The organism is Clostridium neuense, from assembly GCF_045310695.1.
Taxonomy (GTDB): domain Bacteria; phylum Bacillota; class Clostridia; order Clostridiales; family Clostridiaceae; genus Clostridium_S; species Clostridium_S neuense.
This window is the reverse complement of record NZ_JBJIAA010000001.1, coordinates 467,940-480,994: the sequence shown is the minus strand read 5'-3', so window position 1 is coordinate 480,994 and position 13,055 is coordinate 467,940. Positions and strand designations below refer to the sequence as shown.

Sequence of the window (13,055 nt, the reverse complement as noted above, 5' to 3'; positions counted from 1 at the left end):
ATTTAAATAATAGAAATAGTTTAACTTATATATAGTCCTTGAGTATGATATAATCATCTTTAGAAATTAAAATATAAGGAGATAATTTTTAATGGACTTTGAAATTTTTAGAAATAAATTTTCTAAAGACAGAGCAAATCAGCTTAATCCATTAGTATTGGCTTTTATTGGCGATGCTGTTTATGAAAACTTTATTAGAATATACTTGGTAGATAAAAATGTGAATATGAATGTACATAAGCTTCATGTAAAGGCTATAGGATTTGTAAAGGCACATGCTCAAAGTGAATTTATGAAAAAGCTTTTAGAAGAGCTTACTGAGGAAGAAATAAGCATATATAAGAGAGGAAGAAATGCTAAATCTGGGACTTCACCTAAGAACGCAGATATATGTGAATATAGAACTGCTACTGGATTTGAAGCTCTTATTGGATATTTGTACATAACTGAGCAAATGGAAAGATTAAATTATCTTTTAGGCAGAGTAATTGACATATAGAAGTTTTTAGGGGTGAGTTTAACTTGAGAATAACAAATTTTGAAGAAGTAGGCTTAGATAAATTAGAAGAATGGATAAAAAAACAAGGAAAAGACAATATATATAAAGATGATTTAAAAGAACTTTTAAAATACGCTAATGTGGCCTTTGTACTTGAAGGTATAGATAGAGTTCAGAGTACTCTTATTTGCGAACTAAAAGCTTCTTATGTTCAGCAAAGTCAAAGATATGTAACAATGAAGGAAGATTCATATATAATTCCTAAGCTTAAGGGTGAAGATTATGCAAAAGCAAAACAGCTTATAAGCAAGGCTTTTTTGTTATATGATAAAATGTCTAAACTTAAGGATAGTGAAATTAAAGGTCGACCTAAGGTTGAAAACTATTTATATGGAATACCTATTGAAGATGCTAGATATATTATTCCATTAGCTGCAAAAACTAATATTAGTGTGGCAATGAGCGCAAATAAATTATTAGACTTATTTTATTTATTTAATGATGTTAGGTATGAAAATATTTTTAAAGATATTAAAGTTGAATTTGTAAAATTGCTGCCGCATAATTTGGGTTCACTATTAATGAATTTGAATAAAAAAAATAATTATGACAAAGAAAAGAGTTTTTATAAAACTGAATTTGATAAAATAGATAGTAAAAATAATATGGTGCTTTTAAATTCATTTAAAAACCTTGATTTAAAGGTTGGAGTTGGAGCGATAACAAGTACTCACGGAAAAACTCCTTCCGAGGTTATGGAATTGTGGGGCAATGATGGATTAAAAAAAGCTCAAGAGGTAACAGATAGAGTGCTTGGCTATGGACATGATAGTATAGCAGAACAAGCTAGAACTACCTTTGGAATGATGTGCAGCATGGTTACTTATCATCAGCAAATAAGGCATAGACTATCAGAAAATTATCGTGAAGAATTAGTTGATATTATTACAGATAGAAGCAGAGAAGTAATTGTTCCAGAAACTATAAAAAAATCAGCTTTTTATGATGAGTTTATGCAGATAGTTAGTGAATTTGAAGACTTTAGATTATATATTGCTAGAAATTATAGCAGTGATATTGCTTTAAGCTTTTTGCTAAATTGTGATCAAGTTAAATTAATAATATCTACAAATGCAAGAATAGATGTTAAAATGTTGTCAGAACGAATTTGCCTAAATGCACAGTGGGAAATAAGAGAACTATCTACTAAAAAGTTAAATGAGTTAAGAAAACTTTCAAAAGTACTTTACATAAAGGCACTGCCGCCTTGTGTATATGGGAAATGCAAGGAAGGAAAGCTAACCTGCGGGAAACAAGTTCTTATGAAAGAAAAATTTGCAGAACACTAATGCAATGGATATCACATCTTTAGAAGGGAGAAAGAAATGGAAAAAGAAAATTTGATAGAAGGAAGAAATGCTGTAATAGAAGCTTTAAAGGGTGATACAACTATTGAAAAATTATTTGTAGCAAGTGGCACAAAGGAAGGTTCTATAAATGTAGTTTTAGCAAAGGCAAAAGAAAAAGGAATAACAGTTAAATTTGTAGATAGAAAAAAGCTTGATCAAATGTCTCAAACGCATTCGCATCAAGGAGTAATAGCTGAAACAACACCATATAAATATTACGAACTTGATGATATTTTAGAATATGCTAAGGAGAAAAATGAAGCTCCATTTATAGTGATTTTAGACGAGATTGAAGACCCTCATAATTTGGGATCTATAATAAGAACAGCAGAGGTTTGTGGTGTTCATGGAATTATAATTCCTAAAAGAAGAAATGTAGGAGTAACCTCTGTGGTTTATAAGACATCAGCAGGAGCTGCCCAGCATATGAAGATTGCTAAGGTTAATAATATTAATTCTGCCATAGATAAATTGAAGGAAAATAACATATGGATTTATGGTGCTGAAATGGAAGGAAAGGAATATTGCTTTGATGCAGATTTAACTGGACCGGCTGCACTTGTTATAGGAAGTGAAGGACAAGGAATGATGAGGCTTACAAAGCAAAAGTGCGATGTTCTTGTAAAAATACCAATGGTAGGAAGAATTTCATCTTTGAATGCATCTGTTGCAGGAGGAATAATTATGTATGAAATTCTTAAGCAAAGAATAAAAAGAGGGTAAAACCTTGAAAACAATATTTGTTGATGGATATAACGTAATAAATAGTTGGGGAGAACTAAAAAAAATAAAAAATGGCATAAATTTAGAAAGTGCAAGAGAAAAGCTTATTGAAATTTTAATAGACTATTCTGAGTTTAAAGGTTATAAGATTTTTTTGGTTTTTGATGGACATCTAATACAAGGAAATTTTGGGGAAAAAACTAAAGTTACAAAAAATTTAATTGTAGTATATACAAAAGAAGCAGAAACAGCAGACAGTTTTATTGAGAAATATGTGAATAGAATTGGAAGAAAGTATGAAGTTTGTGTTGTTACGTCCGATAATCTAGAACAGCAGATTGTTTTTCAAAGAGGGTCTACAAGAATGTCATCTATCGAGTTTTATAATGAGGTTATAAATGTTAAAGTTAAAATAAGTTCAAAAGCACAAAAAATTGCTAGTGAAAAAAAATACAATAGAATAGAAGATCGGCTTGATACTAGTATTTATGAGAAGTTGGATAAAATTAGAAAAAATGATAAAAATAGTTGACTTGTAAAATAGTGCTAATATATAATTACAATGTTAAAGTAATTATACTTGGGGGGGGATATAGTTGGATAATGATGCGATTGTAAATAGTGCTGATGCTGAATATGAAGATAAAATAGATGAAGAGATAGTTATGATGGCAAAGTCAGGAGATACAAAATCTCAGGAGTATCTAATAAATAAATATCAAAATTTCGTGAAAGCTAAATCTAAATCTTACTTTCTTATAGGTGCAGATAAGGAAGACATATGTCAAGAGGGAATGATTGGACTATATAAAGCTATAAGAGATTTTAAGCCAAATAAACTATCATCGTTTAAGGCCTTTGCAGAGCTATGCATAACAAGGCAAATAATAACCGCAATTAAGACGGCTACAAGGCAAAAGCATATACCATTAAACACTTATATTTCCCTAAATAAGCCGATATATGATGAAGAATCTGATAGAACCCTATTTGATGTAATATCTAGCTTAAAGGTGGCTGATCCAGAAGAACTTATCATAAGTAAAGAGGAAGTTAAAAAAATTAAAAATGGTATAGGAGAAGTATTATCTGATTTAGAAATGGAAGTACTTATGTATTACTTAGAAGGAAAATCATATCAGGAAATAGCTTGTGATTTGGATAGAGGTGCGAAGTCGATAGATAATGCGCTCCAGCGTGTAAAAAGGAAGTTAGAAAAGTGTCTCGAAAAAAGATAAGCTTTGTATTGACAAAGAAAATTCTTGATAGTAAAATAAGTAATTGTTACGTGATTATTAAATGTTAAATTTATTTGCGTAAATATGCGGGAGTAGCTCAGTGGTAGAGCACTAGCTTCCCAAGCTGGGTGTCGCGGGTTCGATACCCGTTTCCCGCTCCAAATGGATATTGCCCATGTAGCTCAGCAGGTAGAGCGTCACCTTGGTAAGGTGGAGGTCACCAGTTCAAATCTGGCCGTGGGCTCCAAAGGTTAATTACATACAATACACCAGGAACAGTTTACATGAATAAAACTGTGAATTTCATCATGGAATTGGTGAACCATTTATTATTAAGGAGGAACCAGAAATGGCAAAGGAAAAATTTGAAAGAAACAAACCACATGTAAACATAGGAACAATAGGACACGTAGATCATGGTAAGACAACATTAACAGCAGCAATCACAACAATACTAGCAAAAGAAGGAAAAGCACAAGCATTTAAGTATGACGAAATTGATAAAGCACCAGAAGAAAAAGAAAGAGGAATAACAATCAACACAGCACACGTTGAGTATGAAACAGAAAATAGACACTATGCACACGTAGACTGTCCAGGACATGCTGACTATGTAAAGAACATGATAACAGGAGCAGCACAGATGGATGGAGCAATACTAGTAGTAAGTGCAGCAGATGGTCCAATGCCACAAACAAGAGAGCATATACTATTAGCATCAAGAGTAGGAGTACAATATATAGTAGTATTCTTAAATAAAGCAGACCAAGTAGATGATCCAGAATTAATCGACTTAGTTGAAATGGAAGTAAGAGAATTATTAAATGAATATGGATTCCCAGGCGATGACACACCAATCGTAGTAGGAAGTGCATTAAAAGCATTAGAAAATCCAGATGATGCAGAAGCAATAAAACCAATAAAAGATTTAATGGCACAAGTAGATGAGTATATCCCAACACCAGAAAGAGCAACAGATAAGCCATTCTTAATGCCAATAGAAGATATCTTCACAATCACAGGAAGAGGAACAGTTGCAACAGGAAGAGTTGAAAGTGGAATATTACACGTTGGAGACGAAGTAGAAATAGTAGGATTAAGTGATGAAACTAGAAAAGTAGTAGTAACTGGAGTAGAAATGTTCAGAAAGTTACTAGACGAAGCAATGGCAGGAGATAACATCGGAGCATTATTAAGAGGCGTACAAAGAGAAGACATCGAAAGAGGTCAGGTATTAGCAAAACCAGGATCAGTAACACCACACCATAAATTTGTAGGTCAGGTATACGTATTAAAGAAAGAAGAAGGCGGAAGACATACACCATTCTTCAACGGATATAGACCACAATTCTACTTCAGAACAACAGACGTAACAGGAACAATCCAGTTACCAGAAGGAGTAGAAATGGTAATGCCAGGAGACCACATAGACATGACAGTTGAATTAATAACAAAAGTAGCAATGAATGAAAACTTAAGATTTGCAATAAGAGAAGGCGGAAGAACAGTAGGTTCAGGAGTTGTTACTACTATTTTAGAATAAATTACTCTTACGAACGGATTGGGTGAGCCTAATCCGTTCGTGTATGATTATAGAGATTTTTTATATCGTTATTAAGACAATTTATTTATAAATATTACATAATTAAAAAATAATGCTAGAAAAATTAGTTGACATATATACTACATTATGATAAATTAATAAGGTAGTGCATATTTTCAGAAAAATTGAGTTTTTCTGCAGTAACTGGGAGGTGTAGATTGTGAGAGTAAAAGTAACATTAGCATGTACAGATTGCAAACAGAGAAATTATAATACAATGAAAAACAAAAAAAATAATCCAGACAGGTTAGAAATGAGAAAATATTGTCCATTTTGCCACAAACATACACTTCATAAAGAAACAAAATAGGTAATTGACCGTATTTTGTAATAACTTTTAGGATGTGAATAAAAATGGCTGCTAATGTAAAAAATGATAATGTAAAGAAATCACCATTAAAAGGTTTCATTGGATTTTTTAAAGACCTTGCAAATGAAACACATAGAATTACGTGGCCTTCAAAGGAAGATACTAAAAAATCTACAATATCGGTAATAGTATTTTGTGCTATATGTATAGCACTAGTGGCAGTGTTGGATTATGGCTTTAATAACCTCTTTAGGGTGATCTTTAAGTAAGATGAAAGGGAGGTTATAGGTTCAGGGTGTTCCTGTTCCTTTGATTATGAGTGAAAGAGTTAGATGGTATGTTGTTCATACATATTCAGGGTATGAAAATAAGGTAAAAGCTAATATTGAAAAAACTATTGAAAATAGAAATCTTCAAAATCTTATCTTTGATATACAAGTTCCGTTACAAGAGGAAATTGAAGAAAAAGATGGAAAAAAGAAAATAACGTTGAAAAAAGTATTCCCTGGTTATGTACTTATAAAAATGCTTATGACTGATGAGTCTTGGTATGTTGTTAGAAATACAAGAGGATGTACCGGATTTGTTGGACCTGGATCAAAACCAGTTCCTTTGACAGATGAAGAAGTTGAATCTATGGGTATAAAGGAAAAGGTTGTTGATATTGATGTTAAGGTTGGAGAAAATGTAAAAGTTATCTCGGGACCACTTTTAGATCAGGTTGCATTAATTCAGGAAATAAACTTTGAAAAGCATAAGATTAAAGGTTTAGTTAACATGTTTGGCAGGGAAACTCCTGTTGAACTTGATTTTAATCAAATAGAAAAATTGGATTAAAATATCCAATGATTTAATTACATTAGGAGGTGTATGTTTTATGGCAAAGAAAGTAGTAGGTTTAATAAAACTACAATTGCCTGCAGGAAAGGCAACTCCAGCTCCACCAGTTGGTCCAGCACTTGGACAACACGGTGTAAATATCATGGCATTTTGTAAAGAATACAATGCTAAAACTGCTAATCAGGCAGGATTAACAATACCAGTTGTGATTACAGTTTATCAGGATAGATCTTTTAGTTTTATATTAAAGACTCCTCCAGCAGCTGTATTAATTAAAAAAGCATTAGGAATAGAAAGTGGTTCAGGTGTTCCTAACAAAACTAAAGTTGGAAAATTAACTAAAGACCAACTTAAGCAAATTGCTGAAACAAAAATGCCAGATTTAAATGCAGCATCATTAGAAGCTGCTATGAACATGATAGCTGGAACTGCAAGAAGCATGGGTGTAGAAGTAGAAAAATAATACGTCTTTAAAATTGTGGGAGGTATAACTTTTGTTGTGCCATTATTACCACGAGGGAGGAATAAAAATGGGAAAGAATTATGTGGAGAGTGCAAAGCTCGTTGATAAAAATGCTTTGTACACACCAGAAGAAGCAATGGATTTAGTTGTAAAAACATCTAAAGCTAAATTCAATGAAACTGTTGAAGCTGCAATAAGACTTGGTGTAGATCCAAGACATGCAGATCAGCAAGTAAGAGGTGCTATAGTATTACCTCATGGAACAGGTAAAGAAGTAAAAGTATTAGTTTTTGCAAAGGGCGATAAAGCAAAAGAAGCTCAAGATGCAGGAGCAGATTATGTAGGCGCAGAAGAATATGCTACTAAAATACAAAATGAAAATTGGTTTGATTTTGATGTAGTTGTTGCAACACCAGATATGATGGGTGTAGTAGGAAGATTAGGAAGAGTGTTAGGACCTAAAGGTTTAATGCCAAACCCAAAATCAGGAACAGTTACATTTGATATTGCAAAAGCATTATCAGAAATCAAAGCTGGTAAAGTTGAATATAGAGTTGATAAAACTGCTATAATTCACGTTTTAATTGGAAAGAGCTCATTTGGAACTCAAAAGCTAGCTGAAAACTTTCATGTATTAATGGAAGCTATAGTAAAAGCTAAACCAGCTTCAGCTAAAGGTCAATATATTAAATCTGTAGCAGTTTCATCTACAATGGGACCTGGAATAAAAGTTAATCCAGTTAAAGTTTTAGATTAGTATTGATTTTTTAGTTTAAGTATTATATACTTTTAAAGTCAAATAGTAAATACTCCGTAGATAGTAGGTGCTTTAAAGCGTAAAGGGAAACCAACCTACCGAGGATTCCGATATATATGAATATATGGTCTCTTCGAGTTTTACGGAGAGGCCTTTGATTTTATTATAAAGTATTTTGAATTTTTAATAGAGCAGTTTAATACTGTGAGGAGGTGGATACACAGTGCCAAATAAAAACAGAGAATTAAAAGAACAAAAAATTGCTGAAATAAAAGAAAAAATGGATAAGGCTCAAGCTTTGATATTAGTTAAATATCAAGGATTAAATGTTGAAGAAGATACTGCACTTAGAAAACAATTAAGAGAAGCTGGTGTTGAATATAAAGTATATAAAAATACTTTAGCTAGTAGAGCAGCAAAGGAATTAGGTCATGAAGGAATAACTAAATTCTTTGAAGGACCAATAGCAGTAGCATTAGGTTATGATGATGTTACAGCTCCAGCAAGAATATTAAATGACTTTGCTAAAGAACATAAAGCTTTGGAACTTGTTGCAGGATTGGTGAATGGTGAAGAGTTTGATGCTAATAAGGTAAAAGAACTTGCATCAGTACCACCAAAGGAAGTTCTTATTGCAAAACTTCTTGGAAGCTTCAATGCTCCATTATCAAAACTTGCTTACTTATTAAGTGCAATTTCAGACAAGAAACAGGCTGAAGAGCAAGCATAATAAAATTATAAAAATAAATTAGAAATGAAAAATTCGGAGGTGCTATATATAATGGTAAAAGAAGAAATTATAGAAGCTATAAAAGGTATGACTGTATTAGAATTAAATGAATTAGTAAAAGCTTGTGAAGAAGAATTTGGAGTAAGTGCTGCAGCTCCAGTAGCAGCAGCAGGCGCAGCAGGTGCAGCAGGTGCAGCAGCTGAAGAAAAAACTGAATTTGATGTAGTATTAGCAGAAGCTGGTGCTCAGAAGATAAAAGTTATAAAAGCAGTTAGAGAAGCAACTGGTTTAGGATTAAAAGAAGCTAAAGAATTAGTTGATGGAGCTCCTAAGACAGTTAAAGAAGCAGTAGCTAAAGAAGAAGCAGAAGCTATGAAAGCTAAACTTGAAGAAGCTGGTGCAAAAGTAGAATTAAAATAGTTAGAAGTATTAACTAGAAAAGAGCACTCGTAAGGGGGCTCTTTTTTTAGAGTCATCAACTATAAATGGTTAAACATATGATAAGTGTGAAAATTTAACTGCATTACAATAAGCAGCAATAATATATTAAAATTATAATTTATATTGACTTTTAATCTTTCGTGTGATAAAATAACTAAATGCGAAGATTTATATGTTTTTTATAAAATATTCTAATTCAACTGAATTTTTAGTGTGAATGTGGATATAATAAAAAGATAGTTATTGTAAACAATCCAAAAATGTGCTTAAAGAAAGGTCATTTTTGGTTATTTTAGTTTATACAAGGGGTGAAGGCTAATGATACATCCTGTCCAAGTCGGTAAGAGAACAAGAATGAGTTTTTCAAAACTCAATGAAATTGGTAAGATGCCAAATCTTATTGAAGTTCAGCTAGATTCTTATAAGTGGTTTTTAAATGAAGGTCTTCAAGAAATATTTGATGATATCAATCCAATTCAAGACTATGCTGGTAATCTTGTATTAGAGTTTATTGGTTATAAACTTGATATGGAAAATATTAAATATTCTATTGAAGAGTGTAAGGAAAGAGATACAACTTATGCGGCACCACTAAGAGTTAAAGTTAGACTCTTAAACAAGGAAACTGGTGAAGTTAAAGAACAAGAGGTATTTATGGGAGATTTCCCATTAATGACTGAACAAGGAACATTTGTTATAAATGGTGCAGAAAGAGTTATTGTAAGTCAGCTCGTAAGGTCACCAGGAGTTTATTACAATTATACTGTTGATAAGACAGGAAAGAAGTTATATTCATCTACTGTAATTCCTAATAGAGGTGCATGGCTTGAATATGAAACAGATTCCAATAGTGTTGTTTATGTTAGAATTGATAAAACAAGAAAACTACCTATTACAATTTTAGTTAGAGCTATGGGATTTGGTTCTGATGCAGAAATAATAAACTACTTTGGCGATGAAGAAAGGCTAAAATCTACAATAGAAAAGGATAATACTAAAACACGTGAAGAGGCACTTCTGGAAATATATAAAAGGTTAAGACCAGGTGAGCCACCAACAGTTGATAGTGCAGTTTCACTTATAGACTCTCTGTTTTTTGATCCTAAGAGATATGATTTGTCAAGGGTTGGAAGGTATAAGTTTAATAAGAAATTGGCTATAAGCCTTAGACTTATAAATAAGACAGCAGCAAAGGATGTAATAAATTCAGAAACTGGAGAGATTTTAGTACAAAAAGGTGAAAGAATAACAAGGGAAAAGGCCCTCGAAATTCAAAATTTAGGGATAAATTCTGTAGATATAGTTGTTGATGATAAAGTTATTAAAGTAATTGGTAATAATTTTGTCAATATTAAGAATTACATAAAATTTGATATCAATGATTTGAATATTAAGGAAATGGTTCATTATCCAGTTTTAAAAGAGATTTTAGACAATTATGAAGGCGAAGAGAATATAAAAGAACAGTTAAAGAAAAACATTCATAGACTTATTCCAAAGCATATAATTAAAGATGATATATATGCAACTGTAAGTTATGAATTGGGATTGGCTTATGAAGTTGGTGATGTTGATGACATTGACCATTTGGGTAATAGAAGACTTAGGTCAGTAGGAGAATTATTACAGAACCAATTTAGAATTGGACTTTCAAGAATGGAAAGAGTAGTCAAGGAAAGAATGACTATACAAGATCAAGAAGTCATAACTCCTCAGGCACTTATAAATATAAGACCAGTTGCAGCGTCTATAAAAGAATTCTTCGGAAGTTCTCAGCTTTCACAATTCATGGATCAGACTAACCCTCTTTCTGAATTGACACATAAAAGAAGATTGTCAGCTTTAGGACCAGGAGGACTTTCAAGGGAAAGAGCTGGATTTGAAGTAAGAGATGTTCATCACTCACATTATGGAAGAATGTGTCCTATAGAAACACCAGAAGGTCCTAATATAGGACTTATAAACTCGCTTGCGGCTTATGCAAAAGTAAATGAGTATGGTTTTATAGAAAGTCCTTACAGGATTGTTGATAAGACAGACCATAGGGTAACCGATGAAATTCGTTACTTTACTGCAGATGAAGAAGATCAATATTTGATAGCACAAGCAAATGAGCCTTTAGATGAAGAAGGTCATTTTATAGATAAAAAAATAACTGTAAGAATTCCTGATGATGTTTTAATAGTTCCATACACAGAAGTTGATTTAATGGATATTTCTGCAAGGCAAATTGTATCGGTAGCTACTGCTATGATTCCATTTCTTGAAAATGATGATGCCAGCCGTGCACTAATGGGTTCAAACATGCAGCGTCAGGCAGTACCGTTGTTAAAGCCTGAAGCACCTGTTGTTGGAACTGGAATAGAGTATAAGGCAGCAGTTGATTCGGGAGTACTTCCTAAGGCAAGAAATGCTGGAGTTGTTGATTATGTAAGTGCAAATGAGGTTAGAGTAAGAAGAGATAAAGACGGAGGAATTGATACTTATAAACTATTAAAGTTTAAAAGATCAAACTCAGGAACTTGCATAAATCAAAGACCTATAGTTAATAAGAACGAAAGAGTAGAAGTGGGTACAGTATTATCTGATGGACCTTCAACAGATTTAGGAGAAATAGCATTAGGAAGAAATATTAGAATGGGCTTTATAACTTGGGAAGGTTATAATTACGAGGATGCTATGCTTATTTCGGAACAGCTTGTTCGTGATGATGTATTTACTTCAATTCATATAGAGGAATATGAAGCAGAAGCAAGAGATACTAAGCTTGGACCTGAAGAAATAACAAGAGATATTCCTAATGTAGGTGAAGAAGCATTAAAGGATATAGACGAAAGAGGAATAATAAGAATAGGTGCCGAAGTTAGATCAGGCGATATATTGGTTGGAAAAGTAACACCTAAGGGTGAAACTGAGCTTACTGCAGAAGAAAGATTACTCAGAGCAATATTTGGAGAAAAGGCAAGAGAAGTAAGAGATACTTCACTTAGAGTTCCACATGGAGAAGCTGGTATAATAGTTGACGTAAAAATATTTACTAGAGAAAATGGCGATGAATTACCTCCAGGAGTAAATGAACTTGTAAGATGTTATATTGCTCAAAAGAGAAAAATATCTGTAGGAGATAAAATGGCCGGAAGGCATGGTAATAAAGGTGTTATATCAAGAGTATTGCCAGAAGAAGATATGCCATTTTTACCTGATGGTAGACCACTTCAAATATGCCTTAACCCACTTGGAGTTCCTTCACGTATGAATATAGGTCAGGTGCTAGAGGTTCATCTTGGATGGGCAGCAGCTAATTTAGGATGGCATATTGCAACGCCAGTATTTGATGGTGCACTTGAGCCTGAAATAGTAGAATGCTTGAAAAAAGCAGGATATGATGAAGACGGAAAGACTGTACTATATGATGGTAGAACAGGAGAAACTTTTGATAGTAGAGTTACTGTGGGATACATGTATATATTAAAGCTTGCACATTTGGTTGATGATAAGATACATGCTAGATCTACAGGACCATATTCATTAGTTACTCAGCAGCCACTTGGAGGTAAAGCTCAATTTGGTGGTCAGAGATTTGGAGAAATGGAAGTTTGGGCATTAGAAGCTTATGGAGCAGCTCATACTTTGCAGGAAATCTTAACTGTAAAATCTGATGATGTTGTTGGTAGAGTTAAGACTTATGAAGCTATAGTTAAGGGTGAGAATATACCTGAACCTGGAATCCCTGAATCATTTAAGGTTCTCATTAAGGAATTGCAGGCGTTGTGCTTGGATGTTAAGGTACTGACTAATGAAAATGAGGAAATTAAGCTTAAAGAATCTGTTGATGATGATACTGATGATTTAAATATCAATATAGAGGGTAATGAAGATTCACCAGAACCTCCAGTTACCGATGACTATGTCGAAGGCGATGAATCTGAACCGGATGATGAAAATTTAGATATCGATTATGATGATTTACCTTTAGATGATCTTCAAAAAGGTTTAGAACTTGAAGATTTTAATGATGAACATTAATTTGTGAAGGGAGGAG

Annotated in this window: 14 protein-coding genes, 2 tRNA genes and 1 other annotated feature; all 16 genes read left to right on the top strand. The window is 32.8% G+C overall.

Features of this window, described 5'->3' with window-relative positions; genetic code table 11:
* Positions 1-91 precede the first annotated feature (91 nt).
* The 16 genes from ACJDT4_RS02205 to rpoB all read left to right on the top strand — a co-directional run bounded on the left by ACJDT4_RS02205 (position 92) and on the right by rpoB (position 13,039).
* On the top strand, positions 92-499 hold the full coding sequence (locus tag ACJDT4_RS02205; RefSeq protein WP_406785881.1) for a Mini-ribonuclease 3: 408 nt from the start codon (positions 92-94) through the stop codon (positions 497-499).
* A gap of 23 nt (positions 500-522) precedes the next feature.
* Positions 523-1,848 (top strand): FAD-dependent thymidylate synthase, encoded by a 1,326-nt coding sequence (locus tag ACJDT4_RS02200; protein WP_406785880.1) that lies wholly within the window; start codon positions 523-525, stop codon positions 1,846-1,848.
* 15 nt (positions 1,849-1,863) lie between these two features.
* A complete protein-coding gene (rlmB, locus tag ACJDT4_RS02195) occupies positions 1,864-2,631 on the top strand; it encodes a 23S rRNA (guanosine(2251)-2'-O)-methyltransferase RlmB (RefSeq protein WP_406785920.1) in 768 nt (255 codons plus the stop codon).
* A gap of 4 nt (positions 2,632-2,635) precedes the next feature.
* Positions 2,636-3,163, top strand: coding sequence for an NYN domain-containing protein (locus ACJDT4_RS02190; protein WP_406785879.1), 528 nt, complete (start codon positions 2,636-2,638; stop codon positions 3,161-3,163).
* A gap of 64 nt (positions 3,164-3,227) precedes the next feature.
* A complete protein-coding gene (gene sigH, locus ACJDT4_RS02185) occupies positions 3,228-3,869 on the top strand; it encodes an RNA polymerase sporulation sigma factor SigH (RefSeq protein ID WP_406785878.1) in 642 nt (213 codons plus the stop codon).
* Positions 3,870-3,955: 86 nt separating this feature from the next.
* Positions 3,956-4,030 (top strand) — tRNA-Gly (locus ACJDT4_RS02180).
* A 10-nt stretch (positions 4,031-4,040) separates the two neighbouring features.
* Positions 4,041-4,116: transfer RNA gene (locus ACJDT4_RS02175), tRNA-Thr, on the top strand.
* A 102-nt stretch (positions 4,117-4,218) separates the two neighbouring features.
* A complete protein-coding gene (gene tuf, locus ACJDT4_RS02170) occupies positions 4,219-5,412 on the top strand; it encodes an elongation factor Tu (RefSeq protein ID WP_406785867.1) in 1,194 nt (397 codons plus the stop codon).
* A gap of 220 nt (positions 5,413-5,632) precedes the next feature.
* On the top strand, positions 5,633-5,782 hold the full coding sequence (gene rpmG, locus ACJDT4_RS02165; RefSeq protein ID WP_053242928.1) for a 50S ribosomal protein L33: 150 nt from the start codon (positions 5,633-5,635) through the stop codon (positions 5,780-5,782).
* Positions 5,783-5,826: 44 nt separating this feature from the next.
* Positions 5,827-6,051 carry a preprotein translocase subunit SecE gene (secE, locus tag ACJDT4_RS02160; protein WP_406785877.1) on the top strand — a complete coding sequence of 75 codons (225 nt, stop codon included), beginning with the start codon at positions 5,827-5,829 and terminating at the stop codon, positions 6,049-6,051.
* Positions 6,052-6,097: 46 nt separating this feature from the next.
* Complete coding sequence (gene nusG / locus ACJDT4_RS02155; RefSeq protein WP_406785919.1) at positions 6,098-6,619, top strand: transcription termination/antitermination protein NusG; 522 nt, start codon at positions 6,098-6,100, stop codon at positions 6,617-6,619.
* Between the two features lie 40 nt (positions 6,620-6,659).
* On the top strand, positions 6,660-7,085 hold the full coding sequence (gene rplK / locus ACJDT4_RS02150) for a 50S ribosomal protein L11 (protein ID WP_234123285.1): 426 nt from the start codon (positions 6,660-6,662) through the stop codon (positions 7,083-7,085).
* Positions 7,086-7,152: 67 nt separating this feature from the next.
* Positions 7,153-7,842 (top strand): 50S ribosomal protein L1, encoded by a 690-nt coding sequence (gene rplA, locus ACJDT4_RS02145; protein WP_406785876.1) that lies wholly within the window; start codon positions 7,153-7,155, stop codon positions 7,840-7,842.
* A gap of 36 nt (positions 7,843-7,878) precedes the next feature.
* Positions 7,879-8,010: a sequence feature (ribosomal protein L10 leader region), on the top strand.
* Between the two features lie 55 nt (positions 8,011-8,065).
* Complete coding sequence (gene rplJ, locus ACJDT4_RS02140; protein ID WP_406785875.1) at positions 8,066-8,572, top strand: 50S ribosomal protein L10; 507 nt, start codon at positions 8,066-8,068, stop codon at positions 8,570-8,572.
* Between the two features lie 51 nt (positions 8,573-8,623).
* Positions 8,624-8,992, top strand: coding sequence for a 50S ribosomal protein L7/L12 (gene rplL, locus ACJDT4_RS02135; RefSeq protein ID WP_406785874.1), 369 nt, complete (start codon positions 8,624-8,626; stop codon positions 8,990-8,992).
* 339 nt (positions 8,993-9,331) lie between these two features.
* A complete protein-coding gene (gene rpoB, locus ACJDT4_RS02130) occupies positions 9,332-13,039 on the top strand; it encodes a DNA-directed RNA polymerase subunit beta (RefSeq protein WP_406785873.1) in 3,708 nt (1,235 codons plus the stop codon).
* Positions 13,040-13,055: the final 16 nt, after the last annotated feature.